This is a genomic window from Benzoatithermus flavus, assembly GCF_037908215.1.
GTDB lineage: Bacteria > Pseudomonadota > Alphaproteobacteria > Geminicoccales > Geminicoccaceae > Benzoatithermus > Benzoatithermus flavus.
The window spans coordinates 144,317-164,552 of the sequence record NZ_JBBLZC010000003.1 but is presented as its reverse complement, the minus strand read 5'-3'; the positions used below and the strand labels follow the sequence as shown (position 1 = coordinate 164,552).

The window sequence follows — 20,236 nt, the reverse complement described above, 5'->3', positions numbered from 1 at the left end:
CCCGCCCCCCTAAGCGTCCGCCTCAAACAGTGTCTTGATTCGCTCGATCAGCGCGTCGATCAGGCTCTCCTTGCGGAACGCATCCGCGGCACGCTTTCTCACCTCGCGCTCGAGCACGAGCAGCGGGTCGTCCATGCAGGCGCGCGCCGCCGCGAAGGCGACCGGCACCGTCACCGTCGTCCGCACGAGGTCGGCGATGTCGAGGACGAAGGCGTTGCTGCTGTCTTCGTGGACGAAACCGAGCTGCGGAATGGTGGCGGTGGCCGCCACCGCGATCATGGCCGCCGCCTCCACGCAGGTGGCGGCATGATTGATCGCCTGGTTCGGCACGTCGGCCGCGCCCGGGTTCTGCCGGTCGTAGCGGCGGCCCTTCCAGGGCACGCGGTATTTCTCCGCCAGGAGCCGATAGTTCTCCTTGACCCGCGCCCCCTCGATCCCGCGCAGCACGTCCGGGCTCTCGTGCGGCAGCACCTCGCCGAAGCGCAGCGCGAACATGCGCCGGGCGATGCCGATGCGCGTGTCGGGATCGGCCCAGAGCCGGGCCTGGCGCCGCGCGAGCCGGCTGTCGTCCGGCCCGAGCTGCGGCGCGGAGTAGAGCCGCACCCCACCCTCGCCCACGGCGACGAGCCCGGTACCGTGGCGGGCGAGGAGGCGGAGCGCGTCGTGGGTCACCGACCCGCCCGGACCCAGGAGCACCAGCGAGAGCATCTGGAACGGAATGTCGTAGACGCCGGCCGCGAGCGTCGGCGAGCCTGCCGCCCGGAAGCGCAGGGTGCCGTCCTCGGCATGGAGCGCGCCGCGCTCGAGCCAGACCAGCCCATGCCGGTCCACGTGCGGGATGCGCGCGGTCTCGAGACCGAGCCGGCCCAGCAGCACCATCGCCTCAGCCTCCGGGCGGCCTGAGCAGCAGCATGCCGAAGCCGAAGGCGCGGTGCCGGCCGACGCCGCGGGCGAGGAGTGCCGCGAAGCGGTCGGGGTCGGTGACCTCGAGCTCGCCCGAGAGCACGGCGTCGGGCCCCTCGATCCAGCGCAGGCGGCGCGTGGCGTCCTTGCGGGCGACGCGCGTGCGGCGGAAGGCATCGAGCCGGACGGGCATGGTGAGCCGCGCACCGGCTTCCGCGAGCCGCTCGCCGAGCCAGGCGCCATAGACCGCGTCGCGCCGCACCACCGCCCCCTCGCCCGCCCGGTCGCAGGCGATCAGGAACACGTCACGCTCGCGCACACCGCCTGCATTCTCGGCCCGGTCGCGACGCCGGACCGGTCGCACGCGCACCTCGAAGCCGAGCCGCCGGCCGGCCGTGAAGCGCTCGGGCATGGGCTTGGCACGCAGGCGGTCGAGGCCGAGTGCGGTGAACACATCGGGCTCGGCGAAGCTCCGCGCCTGCTCCAGGAGCTGCGCCTCGGGCCGGCTGCCATAGGCGTAGAGGGTGGCCTCGCCGCCGGAACGACGCTCCTGCAGCCGGAACGGCTTCGGCGCCAGCTCGCCGAAGGCGGCCGTGAGCAGGGCGTGCAGCGTGTACCCGAGATCGCCGTCGCGGCCAACCAGCCCGCGCTCGGCTCCCCAGGCCGCGACGAGCGGCCGGTCCGGAGCGAGCTTGAGCATGAGCAGTGGGGCGGTCACGGGGCCGCCCCCACGAGCTCGATCTCGCCACGGCGGGTCGCCCGCGCCCCGCCATGGACGCTGGCGTGCCAGTTGCGCTCGTCCGTGACCGTGACGGCGACACCGCGGGCATTGCCCTCGCCCTCGGGCCAGGTCGCCGGCGCGCGGCCCGGCGGCCGACGCCGCTCGCGCCGGGTGGCGCTGGCCTCGCCCTGCCAGGGGAGAGTGCGGAGCGCCGCCAGCACGTCGTCGGCCTCGACCCTGCCCACGAGGATCGGTGCAGAGGGCAGGCACGGTTTGCGGCCGATGAACAGGGGCCGCGCCGGCCGCTCCAGCGCCTCCTCCAGGTCATCCAGGGTCGGCGACTCACCGGACGGCTCCAGCCGCAGCGCCACGATGCACAGGCCGTCGGCGGCATGGTCGCGGTAGCGCAGGTGCGGCGACCGGTAGGTCTCGTCGCCGCCGCCGCGACCCTCAGGTCGGTTGCGCGTGGTCCAGCCCTTGTCGTCCTTGGCGAGCTGCGCCGTCTGGAAGTCGGTCAGCCGGCTGCCGGGTCGGTCGAGACGGGCGGCCATGACGAGGCGGCCCTGCAGGCGCTGGAGGCGCGCCGCATCGTGCCCCCGTCGCCAGCCGAGCGCGTTACCCAAAAGCCCGGTGACCATGGAGAGCGCGGGGAAGTCCTGGACGACGCCGCGGTTGTCGATCGCCTCGGCGCCGAAGCTCATCAGCGGCGCCTCAAGGCGCAGGATCAGGTGCGCCTTCACTGCCCGCTCCCGCCCGCGGCGATCGCCTCCGCCACCCGGCGGGCCAGAAGATCGAGCGAGCTGCGCTCGGCCCGCGGCAGCTCCGTGTCCTCGACGCTCAGGAACCGGCGCTCCTCCTCCACCCCATAGGCGGCGTCCAGCTTGGCCAGATGTGCGGCGAGCTGACGCAGAGCTTTGGGGAGCGTGTCGCCGCGGCGATCGAGCGGGACGGGGTCGCGGAAAGCGTTGGCGAGGCTGCGCGGCTGGCGGTCGCCGAGCTCGACCAGCATGAGCTGCGCCCAGCCGTAAGGGGCGGTCGAGCCGAGCTTGGCGCCGGGCGAGACGGTCGCGATCAGGTGCAGGAGATGCTCGACGACCCGGCCGGCGAGCGCGCGCTCGCCGCCGAGATTGGCGACGAGTCCCGGCACGTCCACGACGACGTAGCCGTAATAGAGGCCACTGGTCAGTTCGGTGTCGAAGATGCCGGCCGAGCCCGCGTCGTCGCCCTCCGCCCGGTCCTTGAGGTCGTCCACGACGGTGAAGTAGTCGCTCTCGCTCTCCTCCTCGTGCACGGTGAAGGCGTGCGCGACGTGGATCGCAGCGTCGGTGTTGGCGATCAGGTCCGAGGTCACCATCCGGCCGAACAGGGCGGATTCCAGCCCTTGGGGCAGCTTGGTTGTCTTGAGGAGAACCGTCAGGTTGTCGTTGAGATCGCTGCGAAGCTGCTTTTGGAAACCCGTGAGCTGGCCCTTCTTCTTCGGCTTCTCCAAGAGCGCCTGGCGGAGCTGCTCGTCCCCAGTCAGGATCTTGCGAACGATGTCGGTGAGGTAGGTGATCTCCGGCACGCCCAGCATCAACGCCTGCTCGGTTTCCAGCGAATCGCGGCCATTGGTGGCGCCTCCTTTCTTGTCGTTGCCCAGCAGCCGGTCGCGAAGGGTTTCGACCAGGGATCGCGCCTCGCTCCTTTCGAAACCTTCTTCGACGAGCGTCGCCAGCACCGCATGGGAGAAGATGCGTCGCGACCTCTTCGCAGCGTCGAGCCCAAGCTCGCGAAGGGCCCACTTGCCCTCCGCCATCCGCCAGTGTCGCTTCAGGCACTGGCTGGAGATGCGGGTGCGGGTGACGCCGCCGAAGGGCAGGCGCTTGGCGAGGCCGGCGTCGTCGCGGTTCAGGAGCGCCGCCGGGTAGGAATGGAGGGTGTGGATCTGCACGAAGCGCGGCTCGGTCATCAGGCGACGTCCTTCATCTCGGCTTGGTGGTCGGTCGCATCCGCGGTGGCGGCGCGGTAGTAGGCGGTAGCGATCCGCTCGCGGCAGCGCTCGGCCCGCTCCTCGTCCCGGCCCTCGGTCAGAACGAGCTCGGCCAGCTCCTCCCAGGCGAGCGGCCGGTCGGCGGCCTTCATCTGCCGGCAGAGCCGGGGAACGAGTGCTCGGAACATGGTACCGCGGGCACCAAGCAGGCGGGCGAGCCGCGCCTCGGCATAGATCGGCCGCTCGGGATCGGATCCGCGCAACGCAGCACCCAGGCGCTCCGTCCGGCCGCCCTGGAGGCGGAGTCCACGGTGGTGGTCAGGCGCCATCAGCGCCATGCCGTGGAGCACGAGCGCCCAGCGCCGGATCGCGTCCTCATCGCGGCGCAGGCTCTCCGGCACGTGCCGCGTCACGAGCGACCAGAAGGCGGCCGTGGTACCCGGCCGGTCCGGGTCCATGCGCCGCAGCGCGGCGAGGTCGCCCTTGGGGAAGGTCTCGCGCGCGAGCTCGCGCGCGACGGCGGCGATCGCCTCGGGCACGCCATGGTGCCGCGCAGGCGCATCAGGCGGCAGCGTCATCGGCCTCGTCCTCTTGGAGCTGAGGGAAATGCTTGCGCTTCAGGGCGTGGAACAGGCCGCGCGCGCGGCTGCGGGCGCGGTAGCGGTGGATGGAGGCGACGGGCAGGCTTCGGATCGCCTCGTCCAGGAGATCCTCCGCCACCTTCACCTTGGCCCCGAGCCAGGCGGTACGCCGCCGGTTCCGCTCGGCCGGGTCGTCGGTGTCGAGCTCCTCCCAGAGCCGTGGGAAGAAGTCGGCATCGACCTCCTGGTCCAGGCGGTCGGTATAACGGTCGGTCGTGCGCCGCAGGTTCTCGCGCGCCTTGGGCGAGAGCGGCTCGTCCGTGCGGCCCTCGCGCAGCAGGCAGAACAGGGCCGGGCGCAGCACCGAGCCCGCGAGCCGCCCGGCTGCCTCGGCGCGCTCGCGCCCGGCCTGGGCGAGCTCGTCGGTGGCGCGGGCGGCGATCAGGCGGCCGACGCGCCTGCTGATCGGAATGCGGCGCTCGTGATAGCCTTCGGTCTTGCCTTGGCCGCGGGCGATGGCGCAGGCGAACAGCGAGAGCCCTGCGTCGGCGTCGTCCGACCCGAGGTCGAGCAGCACCGGGGCTTGGTAGTCGGGACCGAGGAGCCGCAGCACGGTCCGGTAGTCGAAGCCGGCGCCGGTGATCGAGAAGCACTTGCCGTCACTTCGCTCGACCGGCGCCCACGGATCCCCCGTCACCCCGTTCAGCGCCTTGGCGTCGATTCTGGGCTTGGCGCTCCCACGCTCGACGGCGGCAATCCCGTCTCCAGTCTCGATCAACCGTACCAGCCGGCAGATCTCGACGAAAAAGGGATCGAGGCGATCGAGGGTGAGCTGGTCGCCTTCGGGCCAAGGCTCGAGCCAGAGGAGTCCCACCCCGTTCTCCGCCGCGAATTCCGGCCGGCGCTTCAGGATCTCGCTGCGACGTGCCAGCAGCAGGCGCAGGTCGCGGGCGAACCACGCCCCTGGCCCGCCGGGAGGCCGGATCGAAAAGCAGGGGCGGCTGCCGTAGCCACCGTTCATACGGGCAATGCCGTACTTGCCCGCACCCATCACACCCTCCTGCGTCTGCAGGGATACCAGCGCCATCAGCCAGTCGTCCGGCGCCGCCCCCGCCATCGCCTCGCGCTTCAGGTCGTGGTTGCGCGAGGTGACGAGCATGTCGAGGGCGTCGGGTGTCGGCACCGGCTTGAAGCCGTCGAGCCTGCCGCCCGGGACCGGCGCCTGCAGCAGCGCCGGGCGGTCGGGCTGTGCCACGAGACACCAGGGCTCGTCCTCGGGAAAGGTGGGTGTCAGCCCGCGCAGGAGCGCGCACCAGCGCTCCGCCTCCCGCGGCGGCTCGTCGAGCCCGGCCCGGTGCAGCGCCAGGGCCGCGAGCTGCACCAGGAACGCATGCCAGGGGAAACGCTGGTGCGCCCGCAGCGCCGGAAAGCTCTGCACCGCGTCGGCCAGCAGCAGGCACAACGTTTCCGGCAAGGTATATTGGACAGCTTCCGATTGCGTCATCGAGCGTACGCGAATGATCCGCTCCGTGAGCAGATTGTACCTCATGCTTTCGCCGTACCCTCCCGTGCCAACCCGCGCTCGTCGTAGCGGAACGCCTCGCCGCCATAGGCGAAAGTAAAACCCCGTCCCGTGTCTGTGAGTTTTGTCACAGCGGCGTCGCCCGCCACGCCGCGCAGGAGATGGGCCGGCAGCTTGAGCGAGCTCACCATCGCACCAAACGGGCCGCGCGCCGCTTCGGGCAAGGCCAGAACCCGGTCGTTGGCGCTGAGACGGGTGACGATCTTCTCCTCAGCATCGGGGAACGCGAACTTGCCGAACGGCTTGCCGCGACAGATAACATGCAGGGCTGCAATGCCGCGCTGACTGAACTCCTTGCCAAGGACGGCCTGCCCGTGCTCGCGCCAGGCATCGCCGCCCTCGGCCTCGACCGCCCGCAGCACCTCGGGATGGGTAGCGCGCTCGACCAGCATCCGGTTCATGGCCGGGATCTCGAGAACGGGGTGCGCCTCGATCAGCCGCCAGGTCGCCTCGACGACGCGCAGGTCGGGGTAGACGCTGCCGAGGCCATGCGCGCGGCTGGTCAGGAACGGCGCCAAACCTCGCGCCGATGGCGTGAGGATCACGGCGCGCGCCTCGGCGAAGCCGGCCGGCCGGGTCCGATCGCGATGGCGGTGCAACCGACCGATGCGCTGCAGGAGCACGTCGATCGGGCAGAGATCCGTGACCAGGAGGTCGGCATCGATGTCGAGGCTCTGCTCGAGCGTCTGCGTGCCGATGACGATGGCACCGCCCTCGGGACGCTCGCGACCCAGCCTCTTCTCGACCGCCTCGTCGAGCAGCTTGCGGTCCTCGCCCGCGAACCGCCCGTGATGCAGGGTCGGCACACCCGCCACCTCGAGCAGCAGGCCCGCACGGCCCTGCGCCTCCAGGCTGTTGCGCACGGTCTCGAACAGCGCCACGGCGTCGCCCACGGTGTTGCGCACGACGAGCACCTTGGCGCCTGCCGTCGCGGCCTCGATCAGCCGTGAGGCGAGTGCCGCGGGCTGGTCGATCGCCGCCAGCGGCTCGAGCCGCACCGCCTTGTCCGGTCCGGCGATCGGGATCGGGCGGACACCGCCGGAGAAGGAGAGCAGCGGATACGGGACCATCTCCGCCGCGGCGAGGGGCGGGACGGGCTCGTCGAGATAGGCCGCGCGCGCAGCGCCGCCGAGCGTGGCCGACATCAGGAGCGCATGGCCGCCCGCGGCCGCATGCGCCCGCAGCAGCGAGCCCAGCACCGCGGTCATGTAGGCATCGGAGCTGTGCACCTCGTCGACCACCAGGAGATGGCGCAGGAGCGCGCTCGAGCGCAGGTGAGCGTAAGGCACCTGGAGGTTGCCGAGCAGCGCCTGATCGACGGTGCCGACCACGATCTGCCCCGCCATGTAGCGCTTGGGGTGCTCGGCCGCCCAGCGCCGCTGCCGCCCCGCCTCGCCCGGGTCGTCGTCCCAGACCACCTCGAAGCCCGGCAGCCGCGAGCCGCTGCGGTCGTCGGCGCGGATGTAGCCCGGCACGGCGAGGATCACGGGCGGGCGGTCGTCCTCGGGAAAGAGCCGTTGCAGTGCGCGCCGGATACGCTCCTGGATCTGGCTGGCGCTCGAGCGGGTCGGGAGCGCGAAATAGAGGCCGTCCACCTGGCCGGCCTCGAACAGCCGCTTGAAGTGGAGCAGTGCCGCCTCCGTCTTGCCGGAGCCGGTCTCCGCTTCGAGCACGACGAGCGGCGGGGGCGGGTCGCGCGGAAGCGCCGCGACCGCGGCTTGCGCGGGATTGAGCGGGAAGCCGTTGAACGTCGCGTCCTGGACCGGCCGCGCCCGAAGCCCGGCACGGCGCCCCTCGACGGCGAGCCCGACCGCCGTCACCGCCCGGGCAGCGGCCTCGCGGGCGAGAGCCGGACGGTCCTCGTCGGGCGTCGCCCGGAACGGAAAGAAGGTCTCGCTGGAGCCGAGCCAGTCGGCGAGCATCAGAAGGCCACAGAAAGCGTGCTGGAAGGGCGCTCCCCCCGGAAGCGGACCGCCGCCGGCCCGGAATGCCGCCGCGAACGTCGCGCGCGCAGCGGCGACGAGTTCTTCCAGGCGCCGCAGGGGCTCATGGCCGTGCCGCGGCTGCCAGAAGCGGATCGAACGCTTATCGAGGCCGGGCAGGGCACCACCCTGGTCGAGGACGAGCTGCCGGCGGTGGTGCGAGACGGCGGCGCAGAAGAGCTCGTCGATGGCGGCCTCGTCGCCCCAGGTGGCCATCGCCTCCAGCGGCAGAATTCTCAGGAATTTCGGCTGCAGCTCCGGCGCGAGCAGGAGAGCGGCCACTTCCGCCACGTGCCCGCCGTGCTCGGCAGGCGGGACGCCCGGCTGGATCTTGCGCTGGAAGCCCCAGTTGCACTTGCCGAGGTCATGCAGGAAGCCGAGAAAGCACAGCCGCGCCACCTGCACATCCTCGAGATCGTCGAGCCCACCGGTGCGGGCCAGGCGGCGACGGATGGTGGGCTGCCCGAGCAGCGCCTCCAAGGCGCAGGCCACATCGGTGCAGTGATCGACCAGGGGATGCCAAGCCGGCCCGCCACGCGCCTCGTCGGCAAACTTGCCCCAAAGATCGCCGGAACCCGGCCAGCCTCTCATTACCGCGAACCCGTACGGAAGCGCACCGTTAGCAGAGCCGGTCCCCGAATCCTGCATCTAAAGCAATGCAGGGACGGCCAAGTGCTTGAATAACCCGACATCGAATCGAATCGGCAAAGGACAAACATTCTACGTTTATTCCGACCACGAACATGCAGCTTATGATTCAAATTCGATGCCCAAAAACGCCTGTGGCGTCAAGGCGGCTCGAATCCTCCCTCGGGCCTCGGGCAATCGGTCTACGGCATCTACCACGTTCGTCTGCCCGGCCCGTCGCCGATGCAGCGGCTCGGGTTCGATCCGCGGGTAGCGGCGCAGCATGTTCCAGTCCCGATGCCCGCTCACCAGCGATACTTCCTCGATCCCGTAGCCGGCCTCGAACAACAAGCTGCAACCGTGGTGCCGCAGGTCGTGGGAGGGGAGGTCCTCGCTCCCGCACGCCGCGACGGCCCGCATGAAAGCGGTCGATATGCTGTCGGGCCTGGAGGGAAAGATGCGAAAGCCGCGCCGGGCCTGCCATTCGATGATCGCCAAGGGGTCGATGACCTCGCCCCCGACCGCGAAATGGCCGCGCAGGAGCGGCACCGCCTGATGGTTGCCCTGCTTCTGCCGCGGGTGCTTCCTATCCCGGATCGGGATCGTGCGGCTGCCGGCGTCCAGCCCGGACCACTCCAGGCTCGCGATCTCCGACAGAAGCATGGCCGTGGCGCAGGCGAACGGCACCCTGCCGCACTCGGCGCGGATCAGGTTCAACCCGCCTCTTTCGAGCGCGACATGGAACCGACGCTCTCGGCGTAGGCGGTCAGGATATCGGCGAAAGTCGTCGTGCGCAGGTCGACCCGCTTGCCCCTATCGACAGAGGCTTCCGCTCGTGTCGCCCAGCGCTTCGCCTCGGCGTGGCTCGCGCGGATCTGTACCCGGTAAGCGTTGCCGCGCTTGACGATGGTCGCCATGGCGCAAACCTTGGTACAGCGGCACCGGCGCAAGACCATGTCGCGCCGCATGGAAACTGCGCCATCACCGTACCGGAAGTAAATCGAGCTATGCCCGCATGGATCTCGTGAAACCCGCCCAAACCCTGGATCGCCGGCTCAGCGTCGCTCCGATGATGGATTGGACGGACCGGCATTGCCGCTATTTCTATCGCCTGCTCGCCCCCCGTGCCCTCCTCTACACGGAAATGGTGCACACCGGGGCCATCCTGTTCGGCGACGCCGAGCGGCATCTCGGCTTCGACCCCGCCGAGCATCCGGTGGCGCTGCAGCTCGGCGGCAGCGAGCCCCGTGATCTCGCCCGTGCCGCGCGGATCGGCGCGGATCGCGGCTACGACGAGATCAACCTCAACTGCGGCTGCCCGTCCGGCCGCGTGCAGCAGGGCCGCTTCGGCGCCTGCCTGATGGCGGAGCCCGCACGTGTGGCCGAGTGCATCGCCGCCATGCGCGCGGCCGTGGCGGTCCCGGTCACGGTCAAGTGCCGGATCGGCATCGACGACAGCGAGGAGTTCGCCTTCCTCGCCCGCTTCGTCGAGACCGTGGCCGCCGCCGGCTGCGGCACCTTCGTCGTCCACGCTCGCAAAGCCTGGCTCGAGGGGCTGAGCCCCAAAGAGAACCGCGAGATCCCGCCTCTGCGCTACAAGGTCGTCCATCGCCTCAAAGAGGCGTTCCCCATGCTCGAGATCGTGGTGAACGGCGGCATCCGTTCGCCGGTGGCGGCGCGCGAGCAGCTCGGCCCGGTCGACGGCGTCATGGTCGGGCGCGAGGCCTACGAGAATCCCTGGTCGCTCGTCGCGTTCGAGGCGGCACTGCTCGGGGACGCGCCGGCGACGCCCGACCGGTGGGGCGTGGTCGAGGCGATGGCCGACTATGCGGCGGCCCAGAGCCGGCGCGGCGTGCCCTTGCGGGCGATCGCCCGCCACATGCTGGGCCTGTTCAACGGGCTGCCCGGTGCCCGCACCTGGCGGCGCCGGCTGACGGCCTTGGGCGCGGACGAAGGGCCCTCGGCCTTGCGCGAGGCGGCGGCCCTGGTCACGAGCCGCAGCCGGCTCGCCGCCTGACCGCGCCGGCAGCCGGCCACATCAAGCCTTCCTTCATCTCGCTCCGGCTAAGCTCCCGCCCGGCCGACCGAGGAGAGCCGAAGATGTCGCAGCCTTCACCATGCGCGCCGGATCGCCGCCGTGCCCGCTCGCTGCTCGCCGACGAGTGGGCAGCTACGGCCGTCGAGTATGCTCTCACCGCCAGCCTCGTCGCGGTCGCGATCGTCGCCGGGATCGAAGCCGTGTCGGTGAGCACGGATGGCCTCTATGCTACCCTCGAGGCGATCGGCCGGGCGATCGCGGCCGTGCTCCTCCGCTGAGCACGGCGCGGCTGCGCCGGCCGTGCGGGGCGCTGGAGCCGAGGCGGCCTCCTGCGCCATGCGCCGAGCCTCGGCCCGATCGGGAGAGAGGCTCACAGCCGTGCTCCGCTTCCCCTACCCTGCAGCCCCTCCGACCCTGTAGGATCGGCTGGCAGCCAAGGGAGACCACAGACCATGCGGGCGATGCTGCTCGATGCGCCGGGGCGGCCCCTGCGGCCGGCCGACATCCCGATCCCCTCGCCCGGTCCCGGTCAGGTCCTGGTCAAGGTGAGGGCCTGCGCGGTGTGCCGGACCGACCTCCACGTCGTCGACGGCGAGTTGGAGCAGCCGAAGCTGCCGCTGGTGCCCGGCCACGAGATCGTGGGCGAGGTGGTGGCGGCCGGCGCAGGTGTCGACACCTTCCGTGCAGGCGAGCGGATCGGCATACCCTGGCTCGGCCATACCTGCGGCGTCTGCCCCTACTGCCGAAGCGGTCACGAGAACCTGTGCGACGCGCCGGGCTTCACCGGCTACACCATCGACGGCGGCTATGCCGAATACACGGTCGCCGATGCCGCCTACTGCTTTCCCCTGCCCGAGCGCTACGACGACATCGCGGCCGCACCGCTCCTGTGCGCCGGGCTGATCGGCTACCGCTCCCTGCGCATGGCGAGCGACGCGAGACGGCTCGGCATCTACGGCTTCGGCGCCGCCGCCCACATCATCGCCCAGGTCGCCCGGCACCAGGGTCGGGAGATCTTCGCCTTCACCCGCCCCGGCGACGCGGCCGCCCAGGCCTTCGCGGCGGGGCTCGGCGCCGTCTGGGCGGGCGATTCGACGGCGGCCCCGCCCGTGCCGCTCGACGCCGCGATCCTGTTCGCGCCCGTAGGCGGCCTCGTGCCGGCAGCGCTCGCGGCGGTGCGCAAGGGCGGGGTCGTCGTCTGCGGCGGCATTCACATGAGCGACATCCCGAGCTTCCCCTATCGCCTGTTGTGGGAGGAGCGGGTCGTGCGCTCGGTCGCGAACCTCACCCGGCAGGACGCGATCGAGTTCCTGGCACTCGCGGGCGAGGTGCCGATCCGGATCGAGGTCACCCCCTACCCGCTCGCGGCCGCGAACGAAGCGCTGGCCGATCTGCGCGAGGGCCGTCTGCAAGGGGCCGCGGTGCTGGTGCCGTGAGGCCCGCAGTACCGGGCGGAACGGCGTTCCCCGTTTCGGGCATCGCCAGCGCCATCAGGAGGAAGGCCGCGAGCGCCACGAGCGCCAGCACGAGGAACGTCACCGGGTAGCCGGCCCAGACGACGAGCAGCCCCGCCACGGCGTTGCTCGACGAGCCGCCGATGCCCTGGACGGTGCCGACGAGCCCGCGGGCGAGATTGTACCGGCCGGTGCCGCGCATCACGTCGGCGAGCACCAGGGCGAGGAGCGCATCCAGCATGCCGAGCGCCACCCCGTCCAGGATCTGCCCGGCCACGAGCCAGAACGGACGGTCGACGGCGGCGAACAGGAGGCACCGCGCCGGCAGTGCGGCGAAGGCCGCGAGCAGGAGCGGCTTGCGCCCCCGGCGGTCGGCCTCGGCGCCGACCACGAGCGCCGCCGGAATCGAGACGAGCTGCGCCGTGACGATGCAGGCGGACATCAGCACGGTGGCCTCGCCGGGATGGCCCAGCGTGAGCTCCTGGCCCACGAGGAGCAGCATCGGCGCGTTGGCGAAGTGGAACAGCGCCACGCCCGCGGCCAGCATCAGGAGCGGCCGGTCGTGGAGCAGGATGCGCCAGCCGGCGGGATGCGCCCGGCCGCTCGCGGCCCGTTCGCCGTCGAGGCCGCGCGCCCGCGCGTGGTCGATGGCGCGGGCCGGGATCGAGAGCGCGGCCACGGCCGTCAGCAGGGCGAAGAAGGGTGCGAGGTAGAGCACGGCCCGCGACGAGAAGGCCCAGCCGGCCAGCCCCGCCACGACACCGACGAAGATGTTGCCGGCGCGATCCCAGGCGGCGTTGCGGGCGAGCCGGGCGGTCAGCTCGCCCCGGGCGACCAGACCCACCGTGATCGCCGCCACGGTCGGCGCGAACACGGCCCCGAGCACGGCCATGACGATGTCGGCCGCGAGCACGACCGGCCGCACCGGCGTGGCGGCGATGGCGAGGGCGCTCGCCGCCAGCGCCGCCACGCCGGCGACGAGAAGCTCGCGTTTTCTGTGCGTGGCGTCGATCAGCGCTCCCACAGGGGTATGCAGCGTGATGCCGACGAGGCCGCTCATGGTCAGCACCACGCCGATCGTCGCCTGATCCCAGTGCGCCTGGCCGAGCAGGAACATGCCGACATAGGGGCCGAGCCCGCCCCGCACGTCGGCGAGGAGGAAGTTGAGCGCATCGAGACGCAGGTCGTACCGCATCCACCAGCGCTCCGCCGGGCGGCGTTCCGCTACGATGCCTCGAGCGTCATGGTGTCGATGGTGAAGCTGCCGTCGGGCTCGATCGCGAAATGGGCCCGCACCTCGGCCGGGGCGGCAGCCTGAAGCGAGCGTATCGCCTGGACGTGGAGCTCGGGCGTGCGCATCCGTGCCACCCAGGAAGCGAACTCGAGCCGGAGCCGGCGGCGGGTGAAGCTCTCCGGGATCAGGCCGGCCTCCGCGACGAGGCGCAGCCACTCGTCGGCGCCGTAGTTCCGCCCGTGCGAGGGATCGCGCAGCATCTCGACCGTCTGGAGAAAGGTGTCGAGCAGAGGTGCGCCCGGCGACATCACGTCCACGAACACGGCTTGTCCGCCCGGCTTCAGCACGCGGCGCACCTCGCGCAGCGCCAGGCCGAGGTCGAGCCAGTGATGGGCGCTGTAGCGGCTGAGGACGAGATCGAACGCGGCGTCGGCGAACGGCAGACGCTCCGCGGCACCGGCCCGGGTCGCGACGTTGCGCAGTCCGCGCTCGGCGGCCGTGCGCGCGACCACGGCCAACATCGCCTCGGAGAGATCACAGGCTGTGACCGATGCGACGTGCGGGGCCACGTGGAAGCTCACGTGCCCGGCGCCGCAGCCGAGATCAAGCACCACGGCCTCGGGGCGGGCGCGTGCCATGGCGGCGAGCTGCTCGAGATCCTCGCCCTGCGCGTGGACCGTGCTCGCGAGATAGGCATGGGCCTGCCCGCCGAACTGGTCGACGACGAGGCTCTCGTGGCTTCTGACCGGCGAACGCATGCAGCACTTCCTTTTCGCATGCCCGGTAGGGATGCCGGGCGCACCGACGGCCCCATGGTCGGGCGGCTCCGTCGCCGGTACAAGGCAGGCGTTCATACTGGTATGAAAACCACCATGCACAAACCGCTCTCCGCCGCCCAGCGCCGCAGCCTCGGGGATTTCCTGCGCGTGCGCCGCGAGCGGCTGATGCCGCAGCACGTCGGAATCCCGGCCGGACCGCGGCGACGGACGCCGGGGCTGCGGCGCGAGGAGGTGGCACAGCTCTGCGGCCTCAGCGTCACGTGGTATAGCTGGATCGAGCAGGGCCGCGACGTCTCGGTCTCGCCGACGGCACTGGCCCGGATCGCGCGGGCCCTGCGGCTGGATCGCGCCGAGCGGGCCTATCTGTTCGAGCTCGCCGGGCGGAAGGACCCGCAGCTCGATCCGCACGGCGATGCAACCGATCTGCCGGACGTGCTCGCCGACTGCGTCGAGGCGATCCGCAGCCCGGCCTATGTTCTGGACCGCCTCTGGAACGCGCGGGCCTGGAACGTGGCCGCGCGCGACCTCTTCACCGGCTGGCTCGACGGAGCCGAGAAGAACCTGCTGCGCTTCATCTTTCTCGATCCCGTGGCGCGAAGCCTCGTCTGCGACTGGGAGCTGCGCGCCCGGCGGGTCGTGGCCGAGTTCCGCGCGGACGTGAGCGCCCATCTCGACGATCCGCGCACAGGAGCGCTGATAGAGGAGCTCGCCCGAAGGAGCACCCTCTTCGCCCGATGCTGGCAAGAGCAGGACGTGGTCGCCCGCGAGGGCGGCGAACGGACCTTCCAGCATCCGCAGCGCGGTCTCGTGCGCTACCGTCAGACCACCTTCCAGCTCGCCGCTCACGTCGGCTGGAAGCTCGTGATGCTGCTCGACCGCACCGCCGTTCCTGAACCACCTTCTGACGCCAAAACAGGGCTCGTGGCGAAACGATCGGCCGGCAGCGGAATTATAAGATGACGGGCAAGGAGCGTAGGGCCGCTGCCTCCCCTTGCGGCCGGTCGGACGCGTTGCTTTCGAGGTATTCGCGCGAAGATGCAGCAGCGTGAGGCGGTCATGGCGCATGGCCCGGCAACGATTCCGGCTCCGTCCGGAATCGTCGTCGTGCACGCGCCCGAGGAGCTCGGCTTCACCGATGCCCACGAGAAGGTCACCCGGCACCGCCTCGCCCGGCGCCTCGCAGCGCTCAAAGGCTACGACTTCGCGGGCGACCACGATCCGACACGGCCCTATGCCGGCCCGGTCTATGTCGTGCCGAGCGACACGATCACGGACATCGGGACGGCCGAGGCGCTGGGTATTCGCACCGAGCACGACCTGTTCGGCGGTGTGGTGCCCTACCCCTTCGCCGCCACCAAGGTCATCACCCATCCGCTGGTCGAGCCCGATGCCGCGGCTCCCGCCGGCTGGTCGCACGCGTTCGGGCAGCGGACGAAGGACATCGTGCTCGAAGGCTTCTCCGTGTTTACACCCGCGGACGCACGGCGCGCCGGTGCCCGCCTCCTCGAGCGCGGGCTCGTGCGCCTCAAGCGCGTGCGTGCGGCCGGCGGCACCGGCCAGGCCGTGGCCACGACGCTCGCCGAGCTGGAGGAGGTGCTCGAGGCGCTGGACGAGGCGGAACTCGTCACGCATGGCCTCGTGCTCGAGGAGGACCTGGCCGAGGTCACGACCCTGAGCATCGGCGAGGTACGGGTGGCGGAGCTCGTGGTGAGCTATTACGGCACGCAGCGCACGACGACGGACAACAGCGGTGCCGTCGTCTATGGCGGGTCCGACCTCGTGGTGATCCGTGGCGGCCTCGACGGCCTGCTCCGGCTCGACCTGCCCGATCCCCTCCGCCTCGCGGTGGCGCAGGCCCATACCTACGACGAGGCAGCCACGGCGTCCTTCCCGAACGCCATCCTCTCGCGGCGCAACTACGACGTCGCGCAAGGGCTCGACGCCCGCGGGCGGTGGCGCTCCGGCGTCCTCGAGCAGTCCTGGCGCATCGGCGGTGCCAGCGGCGCCGAGATCGCCGCCCTCGAAGCCTTCCGCGCCGACCCGAGCCTCGAGGTCGTGCGGACCGCCACGGTCGAGGTCTACGGCGAAAGCGCCGAGTTCCCGTCCCATGCCACCCTGTCGTTCCGCGGCGTCGACGAGCGGGTGGGCCTCGTCACCAAGTACACATTGGTCGAGCCTCATGACCACACGCGCTGATCCCATCGAGATCGCGGTCGACCGCCAGTGCATCGCCGGCACGCTGCTCGCCCCGCCGACCGTGATGCCGGGCCTGCTGTTCGTGCACGGCTGGGGCGGCAGCCAGGAGCAGGACCTGGCGCGGGCGCGCCGGATCGCGGCCCTGGGCTGCATCTGCCTCACCTTCGACCTGCGTGGCCACGCGCGCACCGAGCCGCAGCACGAGACCGTGACGCGCGAGGAGAACTTGCGCGACGTGGTGGCGGCCTTCGACGTGCTGGCGAGCCATCCCGCCGTCGCCCGGACGTCCATCGCCGTCATCGGCACCTCCTATGGCGGCTATCTCGCCACGATCCTGACGTCGCTGCGGCCGGTGCGGTGGCTGGCGCTATGCGTGCCCGCCCTCTACAAGGACGAGGACTGGGCCGTGCCGAAGCGGCAGCTCGACCGGACCGAGCTCGCCCGTTACCGGCGGGGACCGGTGAGCCCGGAGACCAACCGGGCACTCCGGGCGTGCGCGGCGTTCGCCGGCGACGTGCTGATCGTCGAAGCCGAGCACGACGACCTCGTGCCGCACCCGACGATCGTGAGCTACCGGGCGGCGTTCACGCAGGCGCATTCCTTGACTTACCGGGTGATCGACGGCGCCGACCATGCGCTTTCCGGAAAGCAGTGCCAGCGCGCTTACGCCTCGATCCTGGTGAACTGGGCGACCGAGATGGTGCTGGGTGCGCGCGAGCCGCGTGCCGTCTCGCAAGCGGAGCTGACCTGGCTCGAGACCGGCTAAAGCCCTTTCCGGTCGGGTCGGGAGCACATATGCTCAGAATTCCTTCATGGTACCTGGTGCCATGAACGTGCATGAACTGTTTCAACCGAGCCCAAAAGAGCTTTCGGAGGCGCTCGCTGCCGGACGCGATGGCGCTTCGGGCGGCCTGCCGGCACGCCTTTTCGAGTTCGCGGCTGCCGAGCCAGTTCAGCGTCTCGCCATCGATCGCGATCCCCGCCCGCCGCAGCGCCTTGCGGTCCAGCAGGCGCACGAGCGGCGCCCATTCGGCTTGGTCCTCGCCGGGCAGGAGGCCGAAGCGGCGGGCGCGCAGGCCGTGCTTCGGCGCGTTCGTCGCCGAGCGCGCCCCGCCTTCGGGAGGCCTGGGGCTCCGCTTCTCGGGAGTGGGGCAGCAGCGTCGGTCACGGGCTGGTCTCGCGTGGCGGCGAGGCTGCCGGGAGCATGGCATGTATTAGGAAAATAGCCCAGAACGTCGATCGGAGAAGCCTCGTCTCTGCGGCTGTGCGCCCCTCATCGCGGCTTCAATTCGTGGCCCGTCCCACCACGCCGTCGATGAGGTTCATGAGCCAGTCGAAGCCGCTCTCCTCGCGCTTCGCCACCGGCACGGGCTGCGGCTCGGGCCGCGACGGCTTCGGGGTCGCGAGCATGACCTCGCGCCAGATCTGCGCCGGCAGGTTGCTGCCCAGCACCCCCTTCATCGGCGTGTTGTCGTCGTTGCCGAGCCACACTCCGGCGACGTAGTCGCCGCTGAAGCCCACGAACCAGGCATCGCGGCCGTTCTGGGTGGTGCCGGTCTTGCCGGCGGCGACCCGGTCGCCGAGCCGTGCCGCCCGGCCGGTGCCGGTCTCGATCACGGCGGCCATCATGGCCTGCATCGCGTCCGCGACGGCCGGGCTGATGACCCGCGCTTCGGTCGGCACGTGCCGATAGAGCGCCCGACCGCTGTCCTCCTCGACCGTGGTCACCCCGTAGAGCGGCCGGCGCAGGCCACCCGTGGCGAACGGGAGATAGGCGCCGGTGAGCTCGAGCAACGTCACCTCGGAAGTGCCGAGTGCTATCGACGGCACGGCCTGAAGCTCGGAGACGACGCCGAGCTGACGCGCCTTCTTCACGACCACAGCAGGGCCCACGGTCTGGGCGAGCCGCACGGCCGTGGTGTTGACCGAGTGCGCGAACGCCTCGGTGAGCGTGATCCTGCCCCGGTACTTGCCGTCGAAATTGGCGGGTTGCCAGTCGCCCAAGCGGAAGGGCCGGTCGTCGATCGTGTTGCCGGGCTGCCAGCCCGCCTCGAGCGCCGTGAGATAGACGAACGGCTTGAACGCCGAGCCCGGCTGACGATGGGCGTTGACGGCACGGTTGAACGGGCTCTCGAGATGGCTGCGGCCACCCACCATCGCGCGCACCGCCCCCGTCCGGTCGAGCAGCACCACCGCTCCCTGCGCGACCGCGTTGCGCTCCCCGGCGCGCGCCAGCACCTTGCCGAGCGCGCTCTCGGCCGCCGCCTGCAGCTTCGGGTCGAGCGTGGTGTAGACGAACAGGTCGTGCTCGGGCTTGCCCAGATGCCGGGTCAGGCCGTCCAGCACCCAGTCGACGAAGTAGCCCGCCATCTCCCCGGCCTCGGGAGCCAGCTTCGCGGGCTTCATCCGGGCGGCAGTGGCTTGCTCGGCGGTGATGAAGCCCTCGTCCTGCATCCGGACGAGCACGATGGAAGCCCGGTCGCGCGCCCGATCGAGGTCGTTCGTGGGTGCGAGCGCGGAAGGTGCCCTGAGCAGACCCGCGATCATCGCCGATTCGGCGAGGGTCAGGTTCTTCGCGGGCTTGCCGAAATAGCGCTGCGCCGCCGCCTCCACGCCGTAAGCGCCGGCACCGAGATAGACCCGGTTCAAGTAGAGGGTCAGGATGTCGTCCTTCCCGAGTCTGGTCTCGAGCCAGATCGCGAGCGTCAGCTCCTGCAGCTTGCGCTTCAAGGAGCGCTCGGGCGTGAGATAGAGGTTCTTCGCGAGCTGCTGGGTGATCGTGCTGCCGCCGGCCACCACGTCGCCGGCGAGAAGGTTTTTGACCAGGGCGCGGGCGAGCCCGATCGGGTCGATGCCGAAATGATGGTAGAAGCGGCTGTCCTCGGTCGCGATCACCGCCTTCACGAGCCAGGGCGAGATCTCGTCGAGCTGCACGAAGCGCTGCCCGTCGCTGCCGCGGACGGCGATGACCTGGCCGTTCGCGGCGAGCACCGTGACCTTGGCCTGCCGACTCTCCTGGAACAGCTCCCGCGTGTCGGGCAGGCTCGGCGCCATGGTGAAGAAGAGCGCCGCCCAGCCCACGAGGCCCAGGAGCAGGAGCGCCGGCACCAGCCCGAGCAGGCGCCGAAGGAGGCCGCGCCGCGGCGGAGGCGGCGGCGGGGCGGGACGACGGGGGCTGCGGGTCACGGGTACGGATCGGCTCGCGGCTGGTCGGCGCATCTTGGCTCGACGATGACGGCAGCATACCTCAGGCGAGCCGCGCACGGCAAACCCACCCGGAGAGACCCTTCTTGCACACGCCGCTCCTTCTGCCCAACCCCGACGATCCCCGCCTGACCCAGCCGGTCACCGGCATCGACCACGAGGGCAGAACGGTCGAGGCCGCCATCATTTACGAGCGGCCGCTCACCCTGTTCCTCAACGGGCAGGAGATCGTCACCATGATGACGATCGGCGACTATCCCGAATATTTGGCCCTGGGCTATCTCCTCAACCAGAACATGCTGCGGCCGGACGACGCGGTCACGAGCGTGGACTACGATCCGGAGCTCGAGGTCGTGGTGGTGCGGACCGAGCGCGAGACGGACTTCGAGGAGAAGCTCAAGAAGAAGGTGAGGACCTCGGGCTGCGCGCAAGGGACGGCCTTCGGCGACCTGATGGAGCGCTTCGATCAGGTCCGCCTGCCGGAAAACGCCATCCTGAAAACGAGCTGGCTCTACAGCCTCATGCGGGAGATCAACACCCTGCCCTCGCTCTATCTCAAAGCCGGGGCCATCCACGGCTGTGCCTTGTGCGAGGAGGACCGGGTCATGCTCTACATGGAGGACGTGGGCCGCCACAACGCGGTCGACAAGATCGCGGGCTACATGTACCGCCACGGGCTCGGGCCGGAAGGCAAGATCTTCTACACCACGGGCCGGCTCACCTCGGAGATGGTGATCAAGACGGTGCAGATGGGCATCCCCATCCTGATCTCGCGCTCGGGCTTCACCGCCTGGGGGGTGGAGCTCGCGCGCCAGGCGGGCCTCACGCTGATCGGCCGCGCCAAGGGCAAGCGCTTCCTGGCGCTTGCGGGCGCCGAGCGCATCGTCTTCGACGCCGATCCGCATTACGTGCCCGAGGAGGAGCGCCGCTTCTCCCGCAAGAGCAGCCGGGCCGAGGAGGACTGAG

The 20,236-nt window shown here is 70.9% G+C and carries 19 protein-coding genes; 7 read left to right on the top strand and 12 right to left on the bottom strand.

Annotation, left to right across the window (positions count from 1 at the left end; genetic code table 11):
- Window positions 1-9 precede the first annotated feature (9 nt).
- From cas1e to U1T56_RS04595, 9 genes are all read right to left on the bottom strand, one after another.
- Complete coding sequence (gene cas1e / locus U1T56_RS04635; RefSeq protein ID WP_418158364.1) at window positions 10-876, bottom strand: type I-E CRISPR-associated endonuclease Cas1e; 867 nt, start codon at window positions 874-876, stop codon at window positions 10-12.
- Window positions 877-883: 7 nt separating this feature from the next.
- Complete coding sequence (gene cas6e / locus U1T56_RS04630) at window positions 884-1,621, bottom strand: type I-E CRISPR-associated protein Cas6/Cse3/CasE (RefSeq protein ID WP_418158271.1); 738 nt, start codon at window positions 1,619-1,621, stop codon at window positions 884-886.
- Window positions 1,618-2,364 (bottom strand): type I-E CRISPR-associated protein Cas5/CasD, encoded by a 747-nt coding sequence (gene cas5e / locus U1T56_RS04625; RefSeq protein WP_418158270.1) that lies wholly within the window; start codon window positions 2,362-2,364, stop codon window positions 1,618-1,620. The genes cas6e and cas5e overlap by 4 nt, the downstream gene beginning before the upstream one ends.
- Window positions 2,361-3,572 (bottom strand): type I-E CRISPR-associated protein Cas7/Cse4/CasC, encoded by a 1,212-nt coding sequence (gene cas7e / locus U1T56_RS04620; RefSeq protein WP_418158269.1) that lies wholly within the window; start codon window positions 3,570-3,572, stop codon window positions 2,361-2,363. The genes cas5e and cas7e overlap by 4 nt, the downstream gene beginning before the upstream one ends.
- The gene (gene casB, locus U1T56_RS04615) at window positions 3,572-4,171 is read right to left on the bottom strand and encodes a type I-E CRISPR-associated protein Cse2/CasB (protein WP_418158268.1); all 600 of its coding nucleotides are present in this window, start codon (window positions 4,169-4,171) and stop codon (window positions 3,572-3,574) included. Before casB ends, cas7e begins: the two co-directional genes overlap by 1 nt.
- Window positions 4,155-5,723 carry a type I-E CRISPR-associated protein Cse1/CasA gene (locus tag U1T56_RS04610; protein WP_418158267.1) on the bottom strand — a complete coding sequence of 523 codons (1,569 nt, stop codon included), beginning with the start codon at window positions 5,721-5,723 and terminating at the stop codon, window positions 4,155-4,157. Before U1T56_RS04610 ends, casB begins: the two co-directional genes overlap by 17 nt.
- Window positions 5,720-8,329 (bottom strand): CRISPR-associated helicase Cas3', encoded by a 2,610-nt coding sequence (gene cas3 / locus U1T56_RS04605; RefSeq protein WP_418158266.1) that lies wholly within the window; start codon window positions 8,327-8,329, stop codon window positions 5,720-5,722. Before cas3 ends, U1T56_RS04610 begins: the two co-directional genes overlap by 4 nt.
- A 159-nt stretch (window positions 8,330-8,488) precedes the next feature.
- The gene (locus U1T56_RS04600; RefSeq protein WP_418158265.1) at window positions 8,489-9,082 is read right to left on the bottom strand and encodes a tyrosine-type recombinase/integrase; all 594 of its coding nucleotides are present in this window, start codon (window positions 9,080-9,082) and stop codon (window positions 8,489-8,491) included.
- The gene (locus U1T56_RS04595; RefSeq protein WP_418158264.1) at window positions 9,079-9,282 is read right to left on the bottom strand and encodes a hypothetical protein; all 204 of its coding nucleotides are present in this window, start codon (window positions 9,280-9,282) and stop codon (window positions 9,079-9,081) included. The genes U1T56_RS04600 and U1T56_RS04595 overlap by 4 nt, the downstream gene beginning before the upstream one ends.
- 98 nt (window positions 9,283-9,380) lie before the next feature.
- On the opposite strand from U1T56_RS04595, the gene dusA reads away from it, so the two are divergent.
- The 3 genes from dusA (at window position 9,381) to U1T56_RS04580 (ending at window position 11,839) form a co-directional block, all read left to right on the top strand.
- Window positions 9,381-10,382, top strand: a complete 1,002-nt coding sequence (gene dusA / locus U1T56_RS04590) for a tRNA dihydrouridine(20/20a) synthase DusA (RefSeq protein WP_418158263.1) — start codon at window positions 9,381-9,383, stop codon at window positions 10,380-10,382.
- A gap of 83 nt (window positions 10,383-10,465) precedes the next feature.
- On the top strand, window positions 10,466-10,681 hold the full coding sequence (locus U1T56_RS04585) for a Flp family type IVb pilin (RefSeq protein ID WP_418158262.1): 216 nt from the start codon (window positions 10,466-10,468) through the stop codon (window positions 10,679-10,681).
- Between the two features lie 174 nt (window positions 10,682-10,855).
- The gene (locus tag U1T56_RS04580; protein WP_418158261.1) at window positions 10,856-11,839 is read left to right on the top strand and encodes a zinc-dependent alcohol dehydrogenase family protein; all 984 of its coding nucleotides are present in this window, start codon (window positions 10,856-10,858) and stop codon (window positions 11,837-11,839) included.
- On the opposite strand, the gene U1T56_RS04575 is transcribed toward U1T56_RS04580, so the two are convergent.
- A complete protein-coding gene (locus U1T56_RS04575; RefSeq protein ID WP_418158260.1) occupies window positions 11,751-13,052 on the bottom strand; it encodes an MFS transporter in 1,302 nt (433 codons plus the stop codon). The two genes, U1T56_RS04580 and U1T56_RS04575, sit on opposite strands and share 89 nt — an antisense overlap.
- A gap of 29 nt (window positions 13,053-13,081) precedes the next feature.
- Window positions 13,082-13,849, bottom strand: a complete 768-nt coding sequence (locus U1T56_RS04570) for a class I SAM-dependent methyltransferase (RefSeq protein WP_418158259.1) — start codon at window positions 13,847-13,849, stop codon at window positions 13,082-13,084.
- Between the two features lie 114 nt (window positions 13,850-13,963).
- Here U1T56_RS04570 and U1T56_RS04565 point away from each other — a divergent pair, with 114 nt between their 5' ends.
- From U1T56_RS04565 to U1T56_RS04555, 3 genes are all read left to right on the top strand, one after another.
- Window positions 13,964-14,830, top strand: coding sequence for a helix-turn-helix transcriptional regulator (locus U1T56_RS04565; RefSeq protein WP_471683463.1), 867 nt, complete (start codon window positions 13,964-13,966; stop codon window positions 14,828-14,830).
- 75 nt (window positions 14,831-14,905) lie between these two features.
- Window positions 14,906-16,066, top strand: coding sequence for a DUF3182 family protein (locus U1T56_RS04560; RefSeq protein WP_418158258.1), 1,161 nt, complete (start codon window positions 14,906-14,908; stop codon window positions 16,064-16,066).
- Window positions 16,050-16,832 (top strand): alpha/beta hydrolase family protein, encoded by a 783-nt coding sequence (locus tag U1T56_RS04555; protein WP_418158257.1) that lies wholly within the window; start codon window positions 16,050-16,052, stop codon window positions 16,830-16,832. Before U1T56_RS04560 ends, U1T56_RS04555 begins: the two co-directional genes overlap by 17 nt.
- Window positions 16,833-17,350: 518 nt before the next feature.
- On the opposite strand, the gene U1T56_RS04550 is transcribed toward U1T56_RS04555, so the two are convergent.
- Complete coding sequence (locus tag U1T56_RS04550) at window positions 17,351-19,252, bottom strand: transglycosylase domain-containing protein (protein ID WP_418158256.1); 1,902 nt, start codon at window positions 19,250-19,252, stop codon at window positions 17,351-17,353.
- Between the two features lie 104 nt (window positions 19,253-19,356).
- Here U1T56_RS04550 and fdhD point away from each other — a divergent pair, with 104 nt between their 5' ends.
- Complete coding sequence (gene fdhD / locus U1T56_RS04545; protein ID WP_418158255.1) at window positions 19,357-20,235, top strand: formate dehydrogenase accessory sulfurtransferase FdhD; 879 nt, start codon at window positions 19,357-19,359, stop codon at window positions 20,233-20,235.
- The last annotated feature ends 1 nt before the right edge of the window (window position 20,236 follow it).